Annotated in this window: 23 protein-coding genes and 4 pseudogenes; 17 read left to right on the top strand and 10 right to left on the bottom strand. The window is 58.7% G+C overall.

Features of this window, described 5'->3' with window-relative positions:
• Positions 1-6: 6 nt before the first annotated feature.
• From hflC to FPZ52_RS06315, 4 genes are all read right to left on the bottom strand, one after another.
• Positions 7-1,095: a protease modulator HflC gene (hflC, locus tag FPZ52_RS06330; protein ID WP_146364667.1), complete on the bottom strand. Its 1,089-nt coding sequence runs from the start codon at positions 1,093-1,095 to the stop codon at positions 7-9.
• Positions 1,092-2,159: an FtsH protease activity modulator HflK gene (gene hflK, locus FPZ52_RS06325; RefSeq protein WP_146364666.1), complete on the bottom strand. Its 1,068-nt coding sequence runs from the start codon at positions 2,157-2,159 to the stop codon at positions 1,092-1,094. Before hflK ends, hflC begins: the two co-directional genes overlap by 4 nt.
• Before the next feature lie 106 nt (positions 2,160-2,265).
• The gene (locus tag FPZ52_RS06320) at positions 2,266-2,610 is read right to left on the bottom strand and encodes a hypothetical protein (RefSeq protein ID WP_146364665.1); all 345 of its coding nucleotides are present in this window, start codon (positions 2,608-2,610) and stop codon (positions 2,266-2,268) included.
• On the bottom strand, positions 2,607-2,915 hold the full coding sequence (locus tag FPZ52_RS06315) for a hypothetical protein (protein ID WP_146364664.1): 309 nt from the start codon (positions 2,913-2,915) through the stop codon (positions 2,607-2,609). Before FPZ52_RS06315 ends, FPZ52_RS06320 begins: the two co-directional genes overlap by 4 nt.
• A gap of 279 nt (positions 2,916-3,194) precedes the next feature.
• On the opposite strand from FPZ52_RS06315, the gene FPZ52_RS06310 reads away from it, so the two are divergent.
• The 3 genes from FPZ52_RS06310 to FPZ52_RS06300 all read left to right on the top strand — a co-directional run bounded on the left by FPZ52_RS06310 (position 3,195) and on the right by FPZ52_RS06300 (position 4,426).
• Positions 3,195-3,620, top strand: a complete 426-nt coding sequence (locus FPZ52_RS06310) for a hypothetical protein (protein ID WP_146364663.1) — start codon at positions 3,195-3,197, stop codon at positions 3,618-3,620.
• A complete protein-coding gene (locus tag FPZ52_RS06305; RefSeq protein ID WP_240804295.1) occupies positions 3,617-4,030 on the top strand; it encodes a hypothetical protein in 414 nt (137 codons plus the stop codon). The genes FPZ52_RS06310 and FPZ52_RS06305 overlap by 4 nt, the downstream gene beginning before the upstream one ends.
• Before the next feature lie 207 nt (positions 4,031-4,237).
• Entirely contained in the window at positions 4,238-4,426 is a 189-nt protein-coding gene (locus tag FPZ52_RS06300; RefSeq protein ID WP_146364662.1) for a hypothetical protein, read from the top strand.
• Between the two features lie 57 nt (positions 4,427-4,483).
• On the opposite strand, the gene FPZ52_RS06295 is transcribed toward FPZ52_RS06300, so the two are convergent.
• A complete protein-coding gene (locus FPZ52_RS06295; RefSeq protein ID WP_146364661.1) occupies positions 4,484-5,218 on the bottom strand; it encodes a Crp/Fnr family transcriptional regulator in 735 nt (244 codons plus the stop codon).
• A 167-nt stretch (positions 5,219-5,385) separates the two neighbouring features.
• On the opposite strand from FPZ52_RS06295, the gene FPZ52_RS06290 reads away from it, so the two are divergent.
• The 7 genes and pseudogenes from FPZ52_RS06290 (at position 5,386) to FPZ52_RS06260 (ending at position 10,620) form a co-directional block, all read left to right on the top strand.
• Positions 5,386-5,622 carry a hypothetical protein gene (locus FPZ52_RS06290; protein WP_146364660.1) on the top strand — a complete coding sequence of 79 codons (237 nt, stop codon included), beginning with the start codon at positions 5,386-5,388 and terminating at the stop codon, positions 5,620-5,622.
• A gap of 222 nt (positions 5,623-5,844) precedes the next feature.
• Positions 5,845-6,840: pseudogene (locus FPZ52_RS06285) on the top strand (IS5 family transposase).
• A 54-nt stretch (positions 6,841-6,894) separates the two neighbouring features.
• A pseudogene (locus FPZ52_RS06280) lies at positions 6,895-7,056 on the top strand (tyrosine-type recombinase/integrase); the annotation flags it as partial.
• A gap of 617 nt (positions 7,057-7,673) precedes the next feature.
• Positions 7,674-8,807 carry an N-acetyltransferase DgcN family protein gene (locus FPZ52_RS06275; protein ID WP_205758570.1) on the top strand — a complete coding sequence of 378 codons (1,134 nt, stop codon included), beginning with the start codon at positions 7,674-7,676 and terminating at the stop codon, positions 8,805-8,807.
• Positions 8,804-9,925 (top strand): alanine/ornithine racemase family PLP-dependent enzyme, encoded by a 1,122-nt coding sequence (locus tag FPZ52_RS06270; protein WP_146364658.1) that lies wholly within the window; start codon positions 8,804-8,806, stop codon positions 9,923-9,925. Before FPZ52_RS06275 ends, FPZ52_RS06270 begins: the two co-directional genes overlap by 4 nt.
• 49 nt (positions 9,926-9,974) lie before the next feature.
• Complete coding sequence (locus FPZ52_RS06265) at positions 9,975-10,208, top strand: hypothetical protein (protein WP_146364657.1); 234 nt, start codon at positions 9,975-9,977, stop codon at positions 10,206-10,208.
• Positions 10,209-10,338: 130 nt separating this feature from the next.
• Positions 10,339-10,620: a hypothetical protein gene (locus FPZ52_RS06260; RefSeq protein WP_146364656.1), complete on the top strand. Its 282-nt coding sequence runs from the start codon at positions 10,339-10,341 to the stop codon at positions 10,618-10,620.
• Positions 10,621-11,054: 434 nt separating this feature from the next.
• On the opposite strand, the gene FPZ52_RS06255 is transcribed toward FPZ52_RS06260, so the two are convergent.
• On the bottom strand, positions 11,055-11,816 hold the full coding sequence (locus tag FPZ52_RS06255) for a helix-turn-helix domain-containing protein (RefSeq protein ID WP_146364655.1): 762 nt from the start codon (positions 11,814-11,816) through the stop codon (positions 11,055-11,057).
• Positions 11,817-12,247: 431 nt separating this feature from the next.
• On the opposite strand from FPZ52_RS06255, the gene FPZ52_RS06250 reads away from it, so the two are divergent.
• The gene (locus FPZ52_RS06250; protein WP_146364654.1) at positions 12,248-13,267 is read left to right on the top strand and encodes an alpha/beta hydrolase family protein; all 1,020 of its coding nucleotides are present in this window, start codon (positions 12,248-12,250) and stop codon (positions 13,265-13,267) included.
• A 336-nt stretch (positions 13,268-13,603) separates the two neighbouring features.
• Positions 13,604-13,741 (top strand): annotated as a pseudogene (locus tag FPZ52_RS06245) (IS5/IS1182 family transposase); the annotation flags it as partial.
• Here the strand turns inward: FPZ52_RS06245 and FPZ52_RS06240 are convergent.
• Positions 13,741-14,046: pseudogene (locus tag FPZ52_RS06240) on the bottom strand (transposase); the annotation flags it as partial. The pseudogenes FPZ52_RS06245 and FPZ52_RS06240 overlap by 1 nt on opposite strands.
• 29 nt (positions 14,047-14,075) lie before the next feature.
• Between FPZ52_RS06240 and FPZ52_RS06235 the strand changes: the two are divergent.
• Positions 14,076-14,732: a helicase-related protein gene (locus tag FPZ52_RS06235; protein WP_240804294.1), complete on the top strand. Its 657-nt coding sequence runs from the start codon at positions 14,076-14,078 to the stop codon at positions 14,730-14,732.
• Positions 14,733-15,527: 795 nt separating this feature from the next.
• Here the strand turns inward: FPZ52_RS06235 and rpoH are convergent.
• Positions 15,528-16,424: an RNA polymerase sigma factor RpoH gene (gene rpoH / locus FPZ52_RS06230; protein ID WP_146364652.1), complete on the bottom strand. Its 897-nt coding sequence runs from the start codon at positions 16,422-16,424 to the stop codon at positions 15,528-15,530.
• A gap of 132 nt (positions 16,425-16,556) precedes the next feature.
• Positions 16,557-17,606 carry an RluA family pseudouridine synthase gene (locus FPZ52_RS06225; RefSeq protein WP_146364651.1) on the bottom strand — a complete coding sequence of 350 codons (1,050 nt, stop codon included), beginning with the start codon at positions 17,604-17,606 and terminating at the stop codon, positions 16,557-16,559.
• Between FPZ52_RS06225 and FPZ52_RS06220 the strand changes: the two genes are divergently transcribed.
• Entirely contained in the window at positions 17,605-17,904 is a 300-nt protein-coding gene (locus FPZ52_RS06220; protein ID WP_146365679.1) for a DUF6476 family protein, read from the top strand. The genes FPZ52_RS06225 and FPZ52_RS06220 overlap by 2 nt on opposite strands.
• Before the next feature lie 111 nt (positions 17,905-18,015).
• On the opposite strand, the gene FPZ52_RS06215 is transcribed toward FPZ52_RS06220, so the two are convergent.
• Entirely contained in the window at positions 18,016-19,839 is a 1,824-nt protein-coding gene (locus FPZ52_RS06215; RefSeq protein ID WP_146364650.1) for a M3 family oligoendopeptidase, read from the bottom strand.
• 225 nt (positions 19,840-20,064) lie between these two features.
• On the opposite strand from FPZ52_RS06215, the gene FPZ52_RS06210 reads away from it, so the two are divergent.
• From FPZ52_RS06210 to FPZ52_RS06200, 3 genes are read left to right on the top strand one after another with little or no spacing between them, the layout of a single operon-like run.
• Entirely contained in the window at positions 20,065-21,480 is a 1,416-nt protein-coding gene (locus tag FPZ52_RS06210) for a circularly permuted type 2 ATP-grasp protein (RefSeq protein ID WP_146364649.1), read from the top strand.
• Positions 21,481-21,486: 6 nt separating this feature from the next.
• Positions 21,487-22,437: an alpha-E domain-containing protein gene (locus FPZ52_RS06205; protein WP_146364648.1), complete on the top strand. Its 951-nt coding sequence runs from the start codon at positions 21,487-21,489 to the stop codon at positions 22,435-22,437.
• A complete protein-coding gene (locus tag FPZ52_RS06200) occupies positions 22,434-23,264 on the top strand; it encodes a transglutaminase family protein (RefSeq protein WP_146364647.1) in 831 nt (276 codons plus the stop codon). Before FPZ52_RS06205 ends, FPZ52_RS06200 begins: the two co-directional genes overlap by 4 nt.

The raw sequence follows: 23,264 nt of genomic DNA, 5'->3' as shown, positions 1-23,264 counted from the left end.
ATGCGCCTATTGCGCTGCATCGGCACCGGTCCGGTCCGCAACTGGCTCCACGGCGCCTGATTGGTGTGGATCAAAATATGTTGACGCAACACCGCCATCGCTCGTAGCAGATGGGGGATCACGGACGGATTGTACCTCGACCTGCATTCCACGAAGGAACCTGAACATGTCGCTGTCCGTCGTCAGGACAAGCGTCGTGTCGTCGGAAATCATATCGCCGTAGGCTTGCATGGTGCGGGTGAAATCGTAGAATTCGCTGGAAACGGCGTCGACGTTGTAGGCACCTGAATAGATGTCTGCCGCAGCGGCATCAGCAGCGCCACGGATTTCCTCTACGGCACGATAGGCCTCGGACTGGATCTTGTTGAGATCCCGCACCCGATTGCCTTGAATACGGGCCGCTTCACCGTTGCCTTCGGACAGGAAGCGTTCGGCTATCTGTCGCCGCTCCGAGATCATGCGGTCATAGATCTTGGGCCGCACACTTTCGTTGTAGTTTATTCGCTTGAAACGGATGTCGAGAAGCTCGATCCCGAAGACCCGCACCTTTTCCGCCGCCGCCTCGAAGATCTGCTGCTCGACCAGCGCCCGCCCCTTGGTGATGGGAACGAGAGCGCCGATATCCTGCGCCAGTTCCTGGTCGGTCAGAAGATTGTCGCGCAGCGGCGTCCGCCCCTTGGTCGTTCGAATGATTTCAATGAGTTCGTGCTTGGCCACGGCATTCCGCGTCTCGCTGCCGAGAATATCGTCGAGGCGTGACTGGGCGCTGCGCTCGTCACGCAGGCGCAGGAAGTACTGAAGAGGATCGGTGATCTGCCAACGCGCGAAGAGATCGACCGAGATGTAGAGCTTGTCCTTGGTCGGCATGTCCGACGGCGAGCCGTCCCATTCCAGGACTCGGCGATCGATCCGGTTAACCGTCTGAATGACCGGCAGTTTCACCTTGAGACCGGCCGTGGTGATCGGGGCGCCGACAGGCTTGCCAAACTGGGTTACAATGGCCTGCTCCACTTCACCGATGGTATAGACGGCAGAAGAGGCCGTGACGGCCACCGCCACCGCAACCCCGGCGGCAAAGAGCGAAATGGTCTTCATGGTTTCTCTCCAGATTGCCGGTCAAGGTTCAAAAGCGGCAGGATGCTTGCCGTGGACCCGTCGACAATGATCTTGGAACCAATTCCCGGCAGAACATCCTGCAGGGTTTCGATGTAGATCCGGCGCCGCGTTACCTCGGGGGCTTGGCGGTATTCCGTCAGGAGAGCCGTGAAGCGGGCGGCGTCGCCCTCGGCTTCGTTGATCCGTCGCAGGCGATAACCATCGGCTTCGCGGATGCGCTGGTCCTTTTCACCCTCGGCAAGCGGAATGACCCGATTGTATTCTCGACGGGCCTCGTTGATGATCCGCTCCTTTTCCTGCTGCGCTTGGTTCACCTCGTTGAATGATGCCTGAACGGGCTGGGGCGGATTGATGTTCTTCAGCTGCACCTGGTCGATACTGATGCCCATGGCGTATTTGGTGGCGAGCGTCTGCATCTTCAGCAGGGCTTCGCTTTCGATTTCCTGGCGGCCAACGGTGATCACCTCGTCGACCGTGCGGTCCCCCACGACCTCGCGCATTACCGACTCCGAGACGTACCGCAGTGTCGCGCTCGGCTCGCGCACCTCGAACAGAAACTTCCGGGGTTCGGATATCCTGTACTGCACGACCCATTCCACGAGCGCCGCGTTGAGGTCGCCGGTCACCATCTCGGTCTCGCGGCGACCGTCGGTCGGGCTCTGATAGGGGTCGGTGGCGCCCGGTGTCGTGAAACCGAACTCCTGTTTTAGCTGACGCTTGACCGGGACCAACGTGGTCACGTCGATCCCGAACGGAATCTTGAAGTGCAACCCCGGAGGGACCTCGGCCGTGTACTTTCCGAACCGTTGGACAATCGCAACGGAGTCGCTCGGCACCGTGTAATAGGAAGACCACGCCCCAAAAGCCGCAAGCGCAATCACAGCCCCGATCACGAGACGGTTCACCGGCGGGAGTCCGCCCGGCAGGATACCATGCAGCCGATCCCGACCCCGCGTGAGAATTGCGTCAACCTCAGGGGGAGCGCGGGTCTGCTTGTTTTTCCAAGGTCCTCGATTGTCGGATCCATTGTCATCGGAAGGCATTGAAAGTTCCTGTTTCGATTTCGGCACTCGGCGAGTCGTGTGGCACGCGCGTTTGACTGTGTGACGCGTTTTGCGCCATCACATCATCGGCTCTGACCAGCAGCCCTCAGAGGTCCAGTTCCTTCAGGCAAGCTTGCGCGATGTCCCGGTTGGGAGCATCGGTTCCTGGCATCGTCGCCCAGCCGGCTGTCATGAGAGCATCGCGCCTCTGGTAGGTCGATGCTGCCCGAATCGTTGCCAGCTTGTCCGTTCGCGCCGGGTCCGAGCGTGCCATATCGAGGCAGACTGGTACCATGGAGGCGACGACATCGTTTCGGGACATCGCCATCGCTCTGTCATTCGCGGTACCGCCGGTCACCCAGCCGCCCCATGTGAATCCGACAATACCGACAAAGACCGCGCCGATCAGCGCACCATAAATGCCGGGTTTGAGCCATTCGGGAGTGTTCATGTTCTGTCCTCCTGCGGGGAAAGCGCCGCTTCGCTGTGATTGTTCGTTTCGGTTGTGGCCGCATCCCGGCGCAGCGCCTCGCTCAGGTCACGCTCGGTTATCACCCGGAGCGCGCTTCGCCCCGCACGAGCGCCTTGGCCGCGCACCATCAGGTAGGTCGCCGTCCGTCGATAGGCCTCGAAGCTCAGCCCCTGAAGAAGTTCCTCTTCAACGAGAACGTCGTAGTCGCCTGCAGGCAGGTTGCCGGGGTATCCCGACAAGGTGAACGGGTTCGAAAACGTCACCGTCGATCTGGTCGACCGCATGTTCATCTCTGATCTCCGCGATTTTGGCAGTTTCGTCGCTCATTACTGTCGGCGCCCCCTTGAAATCCGGGCCCGACCTGTCGAACGCTTTCGCCTTTTGTAGCTCATGATCGTTCGCCTTGCGCTGACACAGGTTAGTCCCCGGGCGCCTGACCGGTTGTGAACTCTCTGAAAGGCGTCGCCGGCACTGACCTGTGTAAGGGCACCGGGACCGACCTGCGCGTACGCTAGGGGAAACAGGGGCGATCTGCGCTCCTGCAACCAAGGAATGGAATCGCGATGGCCGAACCCAATGTTCTCAACCCGCACCCGCCCGAGTTCGAGCGATTTCTCTATGCGTCGGTCGGTGAAGACCGGAACGGCTTTGTCGTGACGGTCCTTTCCGCGCTCGCGCGGCTCGGCCTCGATCCCTGGGCAGAAACCGCTGACCTGGCCACACTGGGGCGTGACGCCGCCCGATCGCGGTTGGAGATACTGCTTGCTCGATTTCGGGACGTTCCCGCGCTCGCAGGCGATCAAGGCAGGGTCGCAAGAGACCTGAGCCAGCTGCTCCCCGAAGGCCCGATGTCAGGTATCCTGAAGCGAGCTACCTCGACGGGCACCGACGGCCGCCTGGGCACAAGCAGAGCGATCTGGGTCGTGCTCGCGATCATCTTTATTCTGTTTCAAATGTTTATGGTTGGCGGGACGGGGTCAGGCGAATGACTCTCTCAACTGAGACCGGAAGAACACCATCCCATGCGGCGCACAAGTCCGGGACGCTATCGCCGCGCGAGCAGGGCGTTCTCTGGGACGTGGAGGAACACTTCTGGACCAGTGGCGCGGACAACGCGCGTGCGACGACGGCTAACAACGCCGTCATGATCTTTTCCTATCCGCCCGGCATCCTCCAGGGTGACCAGATCTGGACCCATCTTCGACAGAGAACCGGCTGGCGTTCCGTTGTCATGGCCGAACGGCGTGTGATGCGGTGCGGTGATATCGCCATTCTTACTTACCGGGTCTCGGCAGAGAAAGCTGATGTGCCTATACTGGAGGCGCTATGCGCCTCAACTTACCTTCGCGATGAAGACAGATGGTTGAGGATTTCCCACCAGCAAACTGCAGTGACCTGAGCACCGCAGAGACACTCTACATGCGGAGGGGCCGGACTAACTTGCGTCAGTGCAGCAAGGCCCTGACATTGACTAGATGAGATGTGCCCAACGAGTATTTGGTGGCACGTTTACCGAGTACTTGGAAGCGTGCGAGGGTGCCGTACCCCAAAGGTCGGCATTTTGGCAGGCTTCTTATTCTCGGAACTTCCATGAAAGGACAATGCCATGCCGCTCAACATGACACGGCCATCGCTGAAGGCAATCTCCGTCAGAAATGCTTGCAACGCTGCGCTGCCAAGCCTGAAGAAGAATGAAGCATTGAAGCACTACGCGGCCGCCGAGGAAGCGCGTCTTGCCATGAGGGAGGCTGAGTCAAACAATGAACTCAATGCAGCGACCCACGCCCTCGCGTGACATTCGGCGTCTGACGTGACCACTAGAGCCGTCTGCCGAACAGGGAGGGCGGCCCTCTCATTTCAGGAGGGGCCCGCTCTGGTCCAGATATGCCGAATCGAACTCGGCAAGTTCCACCAGCCCGCCATAGTCGTGAAACGTCACATGCCCGTCACGAAAGGTCACCAGCCCACTCTCACGAAGCTGCCGCAGGACGCGGTTCACGTGGACCGCGCTCAGCCCCAGCGTATCTGCCAGGTGATACTGCGTCAGCGGGCAGTCGAAGCCTTCCTTGCTGCCTATGCCGACCAGCGCCAGCCTCGATCCCAGCTCCAGCAGGAAATGCGCCATGCGGGCGTCTGCATCACGCCGACCGATGCCGACGAGATGCTCCACGACCATCGCCTCGTCCCTTGATGCCGCCCAGAGAATTGCGGTCGCCAGGCGTGGCGTCTGCGCAAACGCCTCAAGAAGGTCGTCCGTCAGCACTTCGGCAGCTTCGATGTCGACGATGGGCTCGAAGCTGTGGTCCGAGGTGCGCAACAGCACGCTGCGCAGGCCGAGGAAGTCGCCCGGAACCTGAAAATCGACGATCTGGCGCGTCCCGTCGGGCTGGATTTTGTAGGAACAGACCCAGCCAGACGACAGGATGTAGGCCAGCTGGCCGGACTGCCCCTGATGCACCATGTCCCGTCCGGCAACGAACGTCCGGCGGCGGCGGTGCAGACGCGCGAGCACGGCAAGCTCCGCCTCCGACAATGCGACGAAGGTCGAAAGCTTGCGGATCAGGGGGCTTTGCGCCTCGACGGTCATACGCTCCCTCGCAATAACGGCAGTTCATGGTGAAGGCAGTAGCGAAAACTTCTGACCAAGCCACTGATTCAGATCAGTCCATCCTAGCACATTACCTGCAACAAAGGAGCGGATCATCCCGGCGCGCCACGGCCATGCACGCCAATTCGCAGCGAGGAAATCCCACGATGCCCGACCAGACAGATCATGCCGGCACGGCGGCCCTTTCGATCTGCGAGGCGCTTCTGCTTGCGATGAATGACCGCAAGCTGCTGCCCGAGCACGAGATCGTGGGGGTTCTTCGCGACGCTGCGGCGTCCCATGAGAACGCTGTGGGCACGGAACTTGAAACGGAAAAGCATCGTGCCGTCGCGGATTTGATCAACGCGATCATCGCTGGCGGTAACTCTGTTCGGCGCTTGTAAAGCCGAGCGTCGACGATGTGCGCGAGCATGAATGGCTACCAATGATAGGAAGCCGAAAGATATTTTCGAGACGCTATTGTGGAACCCCAGCTGCGCCATCATTTCGATGATATTGGCACTCCGGTATGGCGAGTGCCAAAGCACCTTCGAACATTGCCATGGGCGTTGTTACAGATATCGGCGAGGATTCCCTTCATGAATCCAGTGATGTAGCTGGCGTCTATGCCGAAGCCTCCTCCAACCCGCTACCGTACGACGAACTGGTCCGAGTATAACGCTGCGCTGCGCAAGCGTGGCTCGCTCTCGGTCTGGTTCGACCCCGACATGGTTTGGTATGCGCAGAAGTCCGGCAAGCGGGGACGGCCCGAGACTTTCTCGGAATGAGGAGGGCCAGTAAACCGTCCGGGGGACGGTTTACCCGACGAATGCGATCCAGGCTTGTCTGACGCTGAAAGTCCTGTTCGGTCTTCCGCTCCGCCAGACCGTTGGATTGGTCGAAAGCCTGATCCAGATGGCTGGTCTCGACTGGCCGGTGCCGGATTTCTCGACCCTGTGCCGTCGCCAGGCGCGGATTGCGGTGCAGATCCCGTATCGCGTCTCCGGGCAGCCGCTGAACCTGTTGATCGATAGCACAGGCATCAAGTTCCGTGGTGATGGTGAGTGGCTGGCCCGCAAGCATGGAACCTCGCGCCGCAGGAAGTGGCGGAAAGTACATATCGCCATGGACGCCGGCACGGGAGACGTTCGCGCGGTCGAGTTCACATCAAGCCGTCAGGGCGACAGCCGGCTGCTGCCGGAGCTGCTGGCACAGATCCCGACCGACGAGACGATCGAGACCGTCACCGCCGATGGTGCCTATGATACGCGCCGATGTCATGGGCGATCATTGAACGAGGTGCCGATGCGTTCGGGCATTCCTTCGAACCCGTGGCAGTCATGCCCTCACTACCCATCCGTCGCAACGGGCGCGCCTGGGGAAGGCAGACTGCCACGCGGCCATCACGAGAAACGAAATCCTGCGTGCAACCCGACATCTGGGCCGGGCACTTTGGAAGAAGTGGGCGCGATACCATATCCGAAGCCGGGTCGAGGCCAGGATGAACTGCCTGAAACTTTTCGGTGAGAGGATCATGTCCGTTCGCCGAAATCCACATCCGCATCGCAATCACGAACACCTTCTCGGCCCTTGGCAGAGCCGAGATTGAAGCCGTCACCTGAACTCAGCGGGGAAAGGGCGCATTCACCCTCGAGCCTGTTTGGCGCAACATTGCCCATTCGCTTCGCCGAACCAAAGCAGCGGAGATTTACCGCAAGACGGGCAACCTTCGCGCTGTGCAACTTCTGCTTGGCCATACGAAGGTCGATAGCACCGTGCGTTATTTAGGTGTCGAGCTGGAAGATGCGTTAAGCATTGCTGAAAGAATCAACATCTGAACGAAGTTGGCGGACTTCAACTGCCGTTCGCCAATCCAGAACGTGCCTTTGTGCTCGCCAACCTTGACCTCTTTTGGGGTATGGGTGGTCTTAGAAATGAAGCCAGAGTCATCAACGTTGTATTTCCGACGTTAAGAGACTATGTGAAAGATACGAAAGTTGCGGTTCTCTGCGGAATAGGCGTATCAGCCTGCCAGAGCGGACCACAACCCTCCATCATGAAAATTCAGCTGTCACGTCCTGTAGCAGGGATCTGATGTTTGGGAAGGTTGCCGATGTCATTGCGCACAACCACGTCAGTTGTGACATTTGGTAGTCCGTTTGTGGTCGCGGGATACACCGCCTCTGCCGAGACATGCGAATTCATAAACTTTCCCAAAAATGCGCATCTGGACAGGTCGGGTAACCGCTGGGAATGCAACAAAATTTCCAAAAATCAAAGGGCTGTGCGTCCTTAACAACTAGGCGCGAGCCACGGGCACCATCTCCATTCAAAATGCACATGTGAGGGCAATTCTGCCCGCCGTGCCAACCTATAAATGAGAACCACAATGGAAACCAAATCTGAAACTGTCGATACCATCCGCTGCCCTATCAGGGGACCGCAAGCACCTCCAATGAAACAGATCAAACCCGCAGGCATGACGTCAGGCAGGCAGATCACATCCTCACCGACGGCGGTCGTCTATTGCGAGGGAAATTTCGCGCAAATCGATGGCAAGACGGCGAATGGCCTTGTGCGCTATTCACAAGCGTATCGCATCCTTTCTGTCATCGACAGCACCTATATCGGACAAGATAGTGGAACCGTTCTCGACGATGTAAGCAACAGCATACCCATCTTTGGTCATCTGAATGCGGCAGTTGCCCATGAAGCTGTCCTTCCCGATACGCTGATCTATGGGATGGCTCCTTCAACAGGACGTCTTTCGGCTGCGGACCGAGGTGTTGTTCTGCAAGCGATTGAGCTTGGCATGAACATCGTGAGCGGGCTGCATGAGTACCTGAGCGATGACATGGAGATCACCAATGCCGCCTCGGAACGGAATGTCACGATCCGCGACATTCGCAAGCCGAAGCCCAGCAAGGACATGCGCCTGTTCGATGGTAGTATCGCTGGTGTCAAAGCCCTGCGCATCGCCATTCTTGGGACAGACTGCGCGATTGGCAAGCGCACAACGGCAACCGTTTTGGCGCACGCCCTGAATGCGAAGGGGATCAAGACAGTGCTTGTCGGCACGGGCCAGACCGGCCTGATGCAGGGCGCGAAATACGGTATCGCAATGGATGCTGTGCCGCCCCAGTTCTGCTGTGGCGAGCTTGAAGGCGCGATTGTTGCGGCTTCTGAAGCGGAACAACCCAATGTTATTTTGATCGAAGGCCAAGGCGCACTCAGCCATCCCGCGTTTTGCACATCCGCCTTTATCCTGCGAGGGAGCCAGCCGGATGCTGTCATCCTTCAGCACGCGCCCAAACGTGCACATCGCTGCGACTTTCCCAATATGCCGATGCCCACGTCTTCAAGTGAGATTACTTTGATCGAAGCCTTTGCCGATACAAAGGTCATCGGTGTCACGCTCAATCACGAGGAGATGTCCGAGGCCGAAATCACGGACACCATCGCGGCCCAATCACACAAACTCGGGCTACCAGTCACTGATGCATTGGCCAGGCCGGCTGCACATCTGCTGGCGATGGTCGTAGCCGCGTACCCTGGATTGACACAAAGGCCGCCCGTGGCCGCGATATGAGCTGCCCGCGCATCGAAGTGGATCTGGGCAAGATACGGAGCAACACACAGACAATTGCTGGGCGTCTGGGCCCGCGTGGGATCGGCGTTACAGGCGTGACCAAGGGTGTCTGTGGGCATCCAGCGATTGCTCAGGCCATGCTCGATGGCGGGGCCGCAGGGCTTGCAGATGCACGCATAAGCAATGTCCAAAGGCTATGTTCGGCAGGCATGACAGGCCCTATCACTCTGATCCGCACGCCGATGTTAAGCCAGGCCGATCAAGTCGTTCAGTCCTGCGAGACAAGCTACAACACAGAGATTTTGGTCATTTCGGCTTTGGCTGCTGCCGCGATCCGCAATGGTTCCGTCCACGGTATTTTTCTCATGGTCGAAATGGGTGACCTTCGCGACGGGATATTACCGGAGAACCTGGAAGATATTGCGCAGCAGGTCATGCAAATGTCTGGGGTTGCGTTGAAAGGGATCGGCGCAAACTTTGCGTGCTTGAACGGGCTTGCCCCGACTGCGTTGCAAATGGCCGCTTTCTGCGACATCGCGAATGAGATCGAGAGGGTATGCGGCCCGTTCCTCGAGATCGTCTCTGGTGGCAACTCAGCCAACCTGCCATGGGCACTTGGCGAACACGCGACGGGTCGCGTCAACGATCTCCGTCTGGGTGAGGCGATCCTTCTGGGTGTTGAGCCAGTGTCTGGCGACCGGATCGAGGGGATGTACACAGACGCCTTCACGCTTGTCGCAGAAGTTATTGAAACGGGTGCAAAACCTGCGCCTTCCGCCATTGCTCTGGTCGAACCAACTTTGGCAAGACGTCGCATCGCGCAAGCCAGTGGTGTTTCCAAGCGCTTTATCGTCGCTATGGGACATCAGGACACCGACATTCTGGGGCTTTCAATGCCTGTTGGAAGCACATTGATCGGTGCAACCAGCGATCATCTTGTCATTGGAACGCCCGGCACCCAGCCGACGCTGGGTTCCGAGGTAAGATTCCAGATGAATTACAATGCGTTGATGCATGCCATGGCCGCGCCGGACATCAAAGTAGAACTCTTGGGCAGTCCACCCACACGACCATCACGGCACACCCAAGGCAAGGTCGAACACTTGGCGCTGGTTTGAAAGACCTCGCTTGGTCCAGCCGACCTGCAACAACAAAGGAAACTGAAAATTGACGAAACTGACAAAAAACAATCTGTTCAAAGTGTATGACTCCAAACCGGAAACTCCGATGGATAAGACGACGCGTGTCGTCAGGCAAATGGTCGACGAAGAAACTGAACAACGACAAGCTAAGAATTCCCGGCTGCGCAATGCGCGCCTTGAAAGAGAGGCGAACACGTCACCAGAAACCACAGTGACACCAGCGCGCAAAACGCGACCTTCTAGAGCCGTTTCAAAGTGATGATAGGGCTTCGGCGGCATTGCTTTGCGTTAAGCACCAAGCTTGGCCGCAGGCGATCCGGTCGGGCTGAAATCAGCCAAGGCAGTCCCTGGATTCCCCGTTCATCCCGGCTTCCTCTAAGGATCAACCAATGACAAACTCAGAGCGGACCAATGAAAAAATTCACTATATCTGCCAGACGTATGTCGAGAAGAAGGCTGGGCGCGATGGGCAGGCTGGGCTGAAAATTGCCAAGCAGCTCGAATATTCAACAGCGTCGGAGGCACAAAACAGAGCCGAACGAGAGGCTCTATCTGAGAATTGCGCAGGTGCTGACGCATACATGGTTACTGAAGATCCAGCCAGTGGAGAAGTCGGCGACCCAAGTTTCCTTGTAAGGCTAGGCAACGTCCCCGAATTTGACGATTTCTAGAAACTCGAAAATGACCACAGCCTGCGCGGAGCTCGTGTACCTCAAACGCGACAAGACACGCTATCAAGAGCGTCGGAGGCGAGACTCTTGCTCGATCCGAACCGCGCGAACCAAAAAAGGGGTATTGGTGCGAGCGCGGCGAATTCACGCTTCGCCCGCGTCTGAGTCCTCGTAACCGCCCGCAGCGAACGCACGGTTTGAAATTCGTGTCTCAGCGGGGCTTTGAATGACCGCTCTGGCGACTTTGGCTTCAACGCAACGGCGAGCATGCCGCATCCGCGAAGCGATGCTGCGTCAGCAATAGCCGCGTGAGCAAAAGGCGGGAAAGTCCCGCAGTGCCGTCGCCCGCGTAACAGGCGGTGAGCGGCCGGTTCGAGCCCTTGTTTACCAATGCTGCATCCGCACTGAATGGCTGCTAATCGAGGTTTAGGTACCTAACGCCGCCACGTTTGAAGAGCGGTCTCGCGCGCAGCTTCCTTGCTTGCAGGGCTGACCTGAGCGCCGGTCAGGCGTTGTCCTTCCTGCGCACGACGAAGAAAAGCAGAAGGCGACTGCCCCATGACACGCGAGAACTCCCGGTTGAAGTTCGATTTCGTGTTGAACCCGCTCCCGAGCATGGCCTGGGTCACGCTCTCGCCGCTCTCCAGCAGCGTGCAGGCGCCGCGAACGCGAAACCCGTTCACATAGCGCGAGATATTCTCGCCCGTTGTCCGGTTAATCGCAGCCGAGAGCTGCTTGATCGGCACGTGCAGCCGCCGAGCGAGACGGGCAAGCGTTAGGTCAGGATCGAGATGGAGCCGGTCGTTCCTCATCAACGCGTCGAGGCGCGCGATCAGGGCCGCATCTTCCTCCGAGGGGTGAGACGTCTCCGGCGCGGTCCCGTCCGAACCCTCCTCAGCCTTGCCTTCGGCATCGTGTGAGAGCGACAGGAGCCCGATGCCCAGGAGCGTGAAGGAAGTGACGACACTGATGATCAGTGGCCGCCATTCGGCATGCCCGAGCAGGAGCGTAACGGCGATCAGAACGTCTGATACGGCTGAAATAATCAGGAGAAGGCTGATGGCCTTCCAGATCCTCGCCGGCAGCGGACCGGAGCCGAGCCGCGCGAGTGGCAGGGCGTCGTCGGTCCGGAGCCGGACCAGGATCGCCACGCCGTAACCAGCAAAGAGCGCGGGTAGCACAACGTCCAGCGTCATCGGGGGCAAAGAACGTGCAGAAGGCGGTGAAGGCTGGGCCGAGCAGGTGGAGCCAGTCGCGATTGCGTTCAGACGGGCGCAGGGCGGCAGACTGGAATGTCAGCCAGGCCAGAGGCGGCATGGCGGCGGCGATGACAGGTTGGACAGGCCACAACCGGGACAGCCCGTAGTGCTGTGTCAGTGAGATCACGAAGGCCTGGAGCGCGCAGGCCACGAGCAGCACTAGAAACAGGATTGATCGATCGCCGGCAAGTGCATGTCGCAAAGCCAGAAAGCCAAGGATCAGGGTGACCACAAGTGGAATCGGAAACGTCAACATGCTGGATGGATAGACCAGGATCCGGTTCTGCACGACCTCGAACCGGATCAAGGACGCATAATAGAGCTGTCCGTGGGAGGTGGGTTCATCATCTGAAATAAGGAGACCCAAGATGAAATCCCTGTTTGCAACCGCTGCGCTCGTCATCTCATTCACTGTCCCGGCGCTTGCGGACCCCGATGTCGGTTTCGATCGCTTCGATATCCGGGCCGACCACCGTTCGGATCTGATTGCGGCTGGCCTCTGGTATCCGGTTGGTCGAACGACCTATGCGGCACCCGTCGGCGACAGCGTGGTGTTCGAGCCGGTCGAGGCCTATATCGGCGCCGGGTTTCCCGATGGGGAACTGCCGCTGATCGTTGTGTCGCACGGCTCCGGCAGCGGCGTCGGCGGCACAGCCTGGTTCGCTGCTGGCCTTGCTGCGCGTGGCACGATGGTCCTGGTCATGAACCACCCCGGAACGACGACTGGTGACAGTTCCCCGCGCCGGACCGTGCGCCTGTCCGAAAGGGCCGCAGACATGAGTGCCGCGCTCGACCATGTCCTGACTGACCCACAGATCGCGCCGCATATCGACCGCGAGCGGATCGCGGCCCTTGGCTTCTCACTCGGCGGGTCCACAGTGATGGGGATTGCTGGCTTGCGTCTCGAGCCCGAAGCCTACCGGGACTATTGCGAGCGGTTCGGCGAGACCGCACAGGATTGCCTGTTTCTTATGCGCGGCGGGGTCGATTTCGAGAACCTGCCGCCGGAGTTCTCGGCAGAGATGTCGGACCCGCGCTTCACCTCCGTCGTCGCCGTCGATCCCGGCTTTACTTATGCCGCGACCCCCGAGAGCGCGGCGGAGATCGATATCCCTGTACAAGTCGTGTCCCTGGGCGACAGCTTCACCTGGTTCGCCACGGATGTTCGAGCGGAGGGTAGCGGGCTCATCGAGATGTTGTCCAATGTGGAACACACCATTGTCCCGAACGCCCACCACTTCTCGTTCCTTCCGATCTGCAAGGAAAATGCGGCGCAGCTGCTTGTCGAAGAGGGCGAGGACCCGATCTGCGACGACCCCGAGGGCTGGGACCGCGCCACGGCGCACGCGGCATCCATCGAGGCGATCGCGCGATTTCTGAAGCTATAGGCGCGCTTGATCCAGCGGAGCCCTTTCGCGGGTCACCTGCGGAAGGGCTATCATGTTTTGCTTGAGAGACATATCTTGGAGGCGACCCGAATCCGCCCTTCGAGCTCGGTGGGCGGACGGCTGGTTTGTCCCGCATCGTACCAGTTCGCGACCCGCGCGGCGAAGGTCAGCTATCGCAGGCTTCGTGCCAAGGGCTGTGGGTCTGTTCCGGGCTGTACAGCGGTCAACCGAAGCGGCGCTGAAGGCCGGTCCGGGTCAGAAACCGGGTGCTGCAGGACGTTGTTGCAAATATCGGTAGGGATTCCCTTTGTGAATCCAGTGTTGTAGCTGGCGTCTATGCCGAGACCCATACCTCCCCGCTATCACACGACGAACTGGCCCGAGTATAACGCAGCGCTGTGCAAGCGTGGCTCACTCTCGGTCTGGTTCGACCCCGACATGGCTTGGCACGCGGAGAGGTCCGGCAAGCGGGGACCTCGTTCAATGATCGCGCCATGACACCGTCGCGTGTCATACGCTCCGTCAGGGGTGACGGTCTCGATCGGCTCGTCGGGCGGGATCTGTGCCAGCAACTCTGGCAATGAGGAGGATCAGGAAACGATCCGGGGGATCGTTTCCCCGACGAATGGGCTGTCGCCCTGGCGGCTGGACGTGAACTCGACAGCGCGGATGTCTCCCGTGCCTGCATCCATTGCGAGATGGTCCTTGCGCCATTGCCTCCGGCGTGAGGAGCTATGCTTGCGGGCCAGCCACTCACCATCGCCGCGGAACTTGATGCCATTCGGCGCTGCGCTCGAACGCATGGCGCTTGCGCCTCATTGTCGATCAACAGGCTCAGCGGCTGTCATGGCGTACGGGATTCCGGGTCGATGGTGGCGACAAGATCGGGAAGACGATCATCTTCGCGGCCAACAAGGCTCATGCAAAGTTCATCGAAGAACGGTTCAGCGCCGGCTGGCCCTGCTATGGTGGCAGCTTCGCGCGCCGCATCGTCCATGGCGAAAGCTACGCCCAGAGCCTGATCGAGAGCTTCGAGATCGCCAGCAGAGAACCCCAGATCGCCATCTCAGTCGACATGATGGACACCGGGATCAATGTCCCCGAGATGGTCAACCTGGTCTTCTTCAAGCTCGTGCGTTCGAAGACCAGGTTCTGGCAGATGGTGGGGCGCGGAGCGCGGCTATGTCCCGACCTCTTCGACCCCGGCCAGAACAAGACAGAGTTTCGCATTTTCGATGTCTGCGGAAACTTCGAATTCTTCGGGTCGAACCCGGAACTTTCCGATCCTTCGGTCCCGAAATCCCTGGCCGAGCGTCTTATCGAGATCAGGCTCAAGGTTGCCGGAGCCATCGACCAGTCGCTGGATGTCGAAGGCGAGAAGGCAAAAGTTGCCGCTGTCAATCCCGTCGTGTCGGTCGAAGAGATGAAGTCGCAGATCGACTTGAGCAAGAACACGCCCGTTTAGATGCCCCAACCTCTGAACCGAATTTGTATCCGGCCCGACAACTGAAACAGCCGTGCCCCGTTCATCTGCCGCAAGCGTGGAAGTCGGTGTTCCCAGTGTACGTAACCCGAGCGATAAACCGGGCACGTTCGTGGAAGAGGGAAGAGTAGGGTGCTCGGGGGAAGCCGTCTTTCCCGGCTTCAATATTCGAAACAGTCACATCAACCTGTCGACACTCATTTGAACATTTCCGCAGGACGTGATCGGAGGTGATGGAACAACGCGCGATACCAACTGGAGGGTTGGCTCGTGGCATGAAATGTGCACATTGCTTTACACATAATGGTGCCAACGGGCGCTGGGCATAAAATTTATCGTTGTATTTCAACGCTGTGCATTTTTGCTCCGATCCCTACCGCCGGTGCCAAAAACCCTAAGAAAATCAGGATTTTGGTAAATCACCCCGTAGGATGAGTTGCTGATATTTTCGCTGGTCATCGCAAGCGCCGCAACCAGATAGCGTTTCGCGCGCCTTTGAGGCGCTTGGCATGATATGCTGGTCTGTATCTCGTTGGGCTGTCGCCAACCCTCCCGGGGTTCTCGACTTCCATGATTTTGTTTCGCAATCCCGCTGCTCAGAATACTCCGAAAGCGTGATGCTTGCATCGTTCACGGGAAACCAAGTTGAACGACCCAGATGCGTATTCACGTCTGGCTGCGATCGAATCCGTAGGGTGTCAGAGCAGGCGATGGTCAACTCCCTCACATTCCTGAAAGCGCACCCTCTGGGGCACTTTCAGAAGGGAGGCGATTCGATCAGACGGTTTCCAGAAGCCCTTTTTCCGAGGCCAGTTCTTTCATGCGTTTTTGCAACTTCTCAAAGGCACGCACCTCGATCTGGCGGATACGCTCGCGGCTGACATCGTATTGGCCGGAAAGTTCTTCGAGGGTGACTGGTTGATCCTTCAGTCGCCGCTGCATCAGGATGTCTTTCTCCCGATCGTTGAGCACATCCATCGCCTTGACCAGCATCTCGCGGCGGGTGTCCAACTCGTCGCGTTCTTCATACTGCGACGCCTGGTCGGCATCTTCGTCTTCCAACCAATCCAGCCATTGCGTGGCGCTGTCATCTTCTGATCCGACCATCGCATTGAGCGAGGCATCGCCGCCAGACATGCGACGATTCATCGAAATGACTTCGTCCTCGGTCACGTTCAGGTCTTCGGCGATGCGCTTGACGTTCTCGGGGCGCAGGTCACCCTCTTCGAGTGCACCGATGCGAGCCTTCGCCTTACGCAGGTTGAAGAACAGCTTCTTCTGACCGGATGTCGTACCCAGCTTTACCAGCGACCACGATCTCAGGATGTATTCCTGAATGGATGCCCGAATCCACCACATGGCATAGGTCGCCAGTCGGAATCCCTTTTCTGGATCGAAACGCTTCACGGCCTGCATCAGGCCCACATTGGCTTCGGAAATCACCTCGGCTTGCGGCAGGCCGTAGCCGCGATAGCCCATGGCAATTTTGGCCGCCAAACGCAGGTGGGACGTGACCATCTTGTGCGCGGAATCCGCATCCTGATGATCGACCCAACGCTTGGCCAGCATGTATTCTTCTTCCGGTTCCAACAGGGGAAACTTGCGAATCTCCTGAAGATAGCGGTTCAGACCCTGCTCCGGCGACGGTGCTGGAAGATTGGCGAAGTTGTTCATGCCTTGTGCCCTCTATCCCTATTGGCGAAGTTATACTGTAATAACTGAACCGATCAGTTCAAGTTCCCGAAGGGAAATATATTCATATCTTCGCCACTTTCTTGGAAATGCGACAGGGGCTGAAACAGATTCTCACGTCTTTGTGGTGCTTTGTGCCTGCCCGAGAGCATCAACCAGCCGCTGCATGTCATCTGGTAGCTCTGCGCTGAATTCTATCCATTCCCCCGTCGCTGGGTGCTCAAAACCTAACGTTGCCGCGTGCAACGCCTGTCTGGGAAACCGTGCTGCGGCCTCCATCGCGCTGACAGGAAAGGACTTCTTGGCCAGTTTTCGGTGGCCGCCATAGACCGGGTCGCCGATCAGCGCGTGGCCAGCATGGGTGAGATGCACGCGAATCTGATGTGTGCGGCCGGTTTCCAGCCAGCAATCGACCAGCGCGGCTACTGCCGGGTTGCCGAAGGCGTCAACGACACGGCATCGCGTGACCGCGTGCCGACCGCCCGAAAACATCACGGCCTGTTTCTGACGGTCAGCCTTGTGGCGCCCAAGCTGCGTCGTCACTTTCAGGATGTTGCCCGTCTCGAAGCTGATCCCCCGTTGCCCGCGCAGCCGCGGATCAGCCGCATCCGGCACACCGTAAACGACTGCGCGGTAGTGGCGGTTGATGCTGTGTTTCTCGAATTGCTCGGCAAGCCCGTGATGGGCACGGTCCGTTTTGGCGGACACGATCAGGCCTGAGGTATCCTTGTCCAGCCGGTGAACGATGCCCGGCCGTTTTTCGCCGCCAATCCCCGACAACGTGTTCCCGCAATGCGCGAGCAGCGCGTTGACCAGCGTTCCGTCAGGCGAGCCCGGTGCCGGATGCACCACCATCCCTGCTGGTTTGTTGATCACGATCAGGTCGTTATCTTCGAACACCACATCGAGCGGGATATTCTGCGCGACGATATCACTTTCTTCGGCCTCGATAATCTCAAGCTCGATCTCGTCACCTTCGACCACGGATGTCTTGGGGCTCTCCAGCACGACACCACGGCGTCTGATCTGCCCATCCGCGATCATTCGGCTCAATCGCGTCCGGCTCAGCGCCGCTTCCTCTGGCACATCACGCGCAAGCGCTTTATCAAGTCGTGACGGCGGGTCCGCTGCAATGACGACATGGAGAAGACGCGTGGACGACATGCAAAATGATCCCCAAGGGCAGCCAGAACCGGCCAATCTGCGCTTTCTGCGCATTCTCGTAACGGTGCTGACGATTACGATGATTGCCGGGCTTCTAACGATCATCGCCCTGCTTGTCATCCGATTTACGTCCGAACCGCGCATCGCTCTGCCCGATGAGATTACCGTACCCGGTGGTGCAAACGCTTCGGCATTCACGCAGGGCCGCGATTGGTATGCGATCGTAACCGATCAGGACGAAATCATCATCTATGACCGCGCCAGCGGAGACATCCGGAAAACGCTTTCCATCAAGTGATGTCGGACGGATGGTCCGCCAGGGTGCTGATGGCTGCCGGTTTCAGGACAATCCTGTAAAGTCGCGGCACTGGTTGGCGCGCCGCGACCATTGGACAGATGAACGAGGAGATTAGTCCTCCATCGCTTCCAATTCGTCGATCAGGCCCGAGATCATCGACAGGCCCTTGTCCCAGAATTTGGGGTCCGTCGCGTCCAGCCCGAACGGGGCCAGCAATTCCTTGTGGTGCTTCGATCCACCCGCTTTCAACATATCGAAATACTTGTCCTGGAACCCGTCACCGTTTTCTTCGTAAACCGCGTATAGCGCATTCACCAGCCCGTCGCCGAAGGCATAGGCGTAGACGTAGAACGGCGAATGCACGAAATGCGGCACATAAGCCCAGTAGGTCTCGTAGCCTTCCATGAAGGTGAATGCCGGGCCGAGGCTTTCGGCCTGCACGCTCATCCACAGCGCGTTGATATCGCCGGGGGTCAGCTCGCCCTGTTGGCGCGCTTCATGCAGTTTGCACTCGAAGTCGTAGAACGCGATCTGGCGGACGACCGTATTGATCATGTCCTCGACCTTGCCGGCCAGAAGGGTCTTCTTCTGTTCCTTGGTCTCAGCGGCGCCGAGCAGCTTGCGGAAGGTCAGCATTTCGCCAAACACACTGGCGGTTTCGGCCAGCGTCAGCGGGGTGGAGGACAGCAATTCGCCCTGATCCGCGGCCAGTACCTGGTGGACGCCATGACCCAACTCATGCGCCAGTGTCATCACGTCACGCGGCTTGCCCAGGTAGTTGAGCATCACATAGGGGTGGACATCGGTCACCGTCGGATGGGCGAATGCGCCAGGGGCCTTGCCAGGCTTCACGCCCGCATCGATCCAGCCCTCGTCGAAGAACGGCTCGGCGATCTCGGCCATAAGCGGGTCAAAATCTGAATAAGCATCCATGACCGTGGCCTTGGCCTCGTCCCAATCAATCGTGCGTGTTTCTTCTGATGGCAACGGCGCGTTGCGGTCCCAGACCTGCATCGTATCCAGCCCAAGCCACTTGCGCTTCAATTCGTAGTAACGATGCGACAGCTTGGGGTAGGCGGCCACGACCGCGTTGCGCAGCGCTTCAACGACCTCGGGTTCCACGTGGTTGGACAGGTGACGGCCGGTTTGCGGCGTCGGCATTCCACGCCAGCGGTCGGTGACCTCTTTCTCCTTGGCCAGCGTGTTGTGGACACGGGCAAACAGCTTGATATTCTCGCCCAGGACACGAGCCAGTTCATGGGCTGCGGCTTCGCGTTTGGACCTGTCCTGTTCGGTCAGCAGGTTGAGTGTGGCTTCCAAGTTCAGGTCTTCGCCATCGACCGTGAACTCCAGTGCGGCGATGGTTTCATCGAACAGCTTGTTCCAGGCCGCCGCACCGACGGTGGATTGATCGTGGAGGAATTTTTCTAACTCGTCCGAAAGCTGATAGGGCTTCATCGCGCGCAGACGATCAAATATCGGTTTGTAGCGGGCAAGCTTTTCATTTTCGGCAAACATTGCGGCCAGCTTGTCATCGTCCAGCCGGTTCAGTTCCAGCGAATAAAACACCAATTGCGATGTCATGACGGTGATACGGTCCTGCATGTCCGACATGAACTTCGCACGGTCCGGATCAACGGTGTTCTGGTAATACCGCAGCCCCGCATAGGACATGATCCGTCCCGCGATCATCGACAACTTTTCATCGCGCTCCACGCATTCCAGCAGCCCCGCCGCATCCAGCGTGTCGAGTTTGCCCTCATAGTCGGCTGCGAAGGAAGTGCAGGCCTGGTCCAGCCACTCCAGATCGCGCGACAACTCGGGTGCGTCCGGTGCGGTATACAGATCGCTCAGGTCCCAGTCGGGTAGGTTGCCGAATGCGCTTTTTCCAGCGCCTTCGCTGGCATCGAATACGGGCGACGAAAACTTGGTCATGGAAACCCCTTCCTGTGTTGCCTCCGACATAGGACGGGGCGGTAACGTCATTCAAGCACGAATGAACCGTTCCGTTTCGCAACTGTCCAATACTTGGGATCGAAGTTTCGCGACGCGCCACAATTTTGGTCAGTTCAACCACGCTTGATGTGCGGAGCAGAAGGTTTCCCTTTGCAGATCGCTCTTGTCGTGCAACCAACTGGAGACGTGGGGCATCGAGGGCATATGAGCACAAGTTACTTCAACGAGATGAAAGACGGGGAGGCAGTTCGACCTCCCTATGAGGCGCTTGACGGCTGGCAGACGCAGATGTCGCAGGATGTTCGCAAGCGAAAGCAGGCCGAGGCCGAGGCCATGTTCCGGCGTATCGGCATCACATTCGCGGTTTACGGCGAAGGTGGAGACCCGGACAGATTAATCCCTTTCGACATGTTTCCACGCGTCTTCACAGCGCGTGAATGGTCACGGCTGGAACGCGGAATCCGCCAGCGGGCCCTGGCGCTGAATGCATTTGTCGCGGATGTGTATGGGCGCGGAGAAATTGTGCGGGCAGGGCGCGTGCCCGCGCACTTGGTCTATCAGAATGAAGCCTATGAGAAATCCGCAGTAGGTTTCAAGCCGCCGCGTTCTGTCTACAGCCATATTGTGGGAGTCGACCTGGTGCGTACCGGGCCAGATGATTTTTACGTGCTCGAAGACAACTGCCGCACCCCTTCGGGCGTGTCCTACATGCTGGAAAACCGCGAAGCGATGATGCGGTTGTTCCCCCGGCTGTTTCAGGAGAATCGGATCGCGCCGGTGGACAGCTATCCTACGAAGCTGCGCCGGACACTGTCTTCCTTGGCGCCGCAGAAGTGCGAAGGCGATCCGCAAATTGTGGTCCTGACCCCCGGCCATTTCAATTCTGCCTATTATGAACATTCCTTCCTCGCCGATATGATGGGGGTAGAATTGGTCGAAGGACAGGATCTGTATGTCGAGGGAGATTTCGTCTGGATGCGCACGACCGAAGGGCCAAAGCGTGTGGACGTGATCTATCGCCGGATCGACGATGCATTCATCGATCCGCTGTGTTTTCGTCCCGATTCCATGCTCGGCGTGCCGGGGCTGATGAACGTCTATCGCTCGGGAGGTGTCTCGATCTGCTCCGCGCCCGGTGCGGGCGTGGCCGATGACAAGGCGATCTATACCTATGTGCCGGAGATGATCCGCTTCTATCTTGGCGAAGAACCCATTCTGAACAACGTGCCGACATGGCAATGCGCCAAGCCGGACGATCTGTCATACGTTCTGGACAAGCTGCCGGAACTGGTGGTGAAGGAAGTCCACGGCTCAGGTGGCTATGGTATGCTGGTCGGCCCCAAGGCCAGCCACGACGAAATAGAGCTGTTCGCGGCCAAGCTGCGACAGAATCCGTCCAAATACATTGCGCAACCAACGCTGGCGCTGTCTACGACACCCACCTTTGTTGACGAGGGGCTGGCCCAGCGTCATGTCGATCTGCGTCCCTTCTGCCTTGTCGGTGAAAAGGTGGAACTGGTACCTGGCGGCCTGACCCGCGTAGCGCTGAAGGAAGGCTCGCTTGTCGTGAACTCGTCGCAGGGCGGGGGCGTCAAGGACACCTGGGTATTGGCGGAGTAGCGCATAATGTTGAGCAGAACCGCAGATAACCTCTACTGGCTATCGCGCTATCTGGAACGCGCGGAAACCACCGCAAGGCTTCTGGATGTCGGGTCGCGCATCCAGTTGCTGCCAGACACCGCGAAGGGATATCGATCGGAATGGGAAGCCATCCTCAAGGCCAGCGGGTCCATGGGCCAGTTTACCCAGAAATATGGCGAGGCGGTGGAGCGCAACGTCGTAAGCCATATGTTTTTTGACCGTGACAACCCGTCTTCGGTCGCGTCCTGCATTTTTCATCTGCGTGAAAACGCCAGGATTGTCCGGACGGCACTGACCGGCGATGTGTGGGACGCGATCAACGGGGCATATCAGGAGTTGGAGCAACTCGCTCGAACGGAACGCAGCGAGTTGGATCTCAGTACGCTGACGGAATGGACGTCTCGGCAGGGCGCGCTGATACAAGGCACGATCTACGCTACGCAATTGCGCAATGACGGCTACGATTTCTTGTATCTCGGGTACAACCTGGAAAAGGCGGACAACACGGCGCGGCTTCTCGACGTGAAGTATTTCGTGTTGCTGCCGGATATTGCATATGTCGGTTCCGGGATGGATAATTTTCAATGGATGATCCTGCTGCGCAGTATGCGGATGCACCGCGCGTTTCACTGGGCCTATGGTGGGGATGTGACACCGGCGAAGATCGTGGACCTGTTGATCCTGAACCCGCAATGCCCACGGTCTTTCAGAACGGCCATCGACGAAGCGTCGCGCTATTTGCTGAACCTGTCCAAAGAATATGATCGCCCGCAGAGGGCGGATGAAATGGTGATGACTATTCGCGACGAATTGCACGGGCTTACGAGCGACGCAATCTTCGACGAGGGCTTGCACGAGTTTATCACGCGCTTTGAGCGGCAGGTTGCAGAACTGAGCAGCGAAATCCAGAATACCTATTTGCGGGGTGTCCAATGAGGCTGAGCATCTCGCATCACACTGAATATTCCTATGAACAGCCTCGCCGTCGTTTATTGCAAAGCCAGCGGTTGTTTCCTTCGGTTTTCGATGGACAAAAAATTGAAGAATGGTCCGTCACAACCAACGATGCTGTGGTCGGAGCGCAATTCACCGACGGGGCAGGGGATCGGGCGCAGACTGTCAGTATCAAGGGGCCAGTCACGCGGGCTGTTATCGAGGTCAACGGTATCGTCGAGACGACCGACCTGACAGGAGTGTTGCGTGGCCATCGCGAACTCATAAAGCCGGATGTGTATTTGTCGACGACTCGCGCAACGCGGCCTGATCTGGCAATCGCGGAATTGGGTGAGGGGGTCGTGAGCAAAGCCGGGCCAGGTCGGCTGGATCAGGCGCACGCGCTTTCAAACGCGGTCAGCGCAGCAATTGCCTATATGCCGGGATCGACGGATGCCCGCACCACGGCGGCCGAGGCGCTGGCGCTGGGGCGGGGCGTCTGTCAGGATCATACGCACACGCTGATCGCGTTGGCGGTTGAGCAGGCCATACCGGCGCGCTACGTGACCGGCTATCTGCTGTCCGACCCTGAAGCGGCGGCCGACAGCCCTACATCCGTCGAGGCAAGCCATGCTTGGGCGGAACTGTACATTGCTGATCTCGGCTGGGTCGGCTTCGATCCCGCCAATGGCTGCTGCCCGGATGAACGCTATGTGCGGATATGCTCCGGCTATGATGCGTACGACGCGGCCCCGATACGTGGCGTCGCACTTGGAAACGGCGGAGAACATCTCGACGTCAGGGTTGCCGTGCAGGCGGTGCAGCAATAG

Origin of the sequence: Qingshengfaniella alkalisoli, assembly GCF_007855645.1 — a bacterium.
Lineage (GTDB): Bacteria > Pseudomonadota > Alphaproteobacteria > Rhodobacterales > Rhodobacteraceae > Qingshengfaniella > Qingshengfaniella alkalisoli.
Note: the sequence above shows the minus strand (reverse complement) of the source record. Positions and strands in the feature narration are given on the sequence as shown.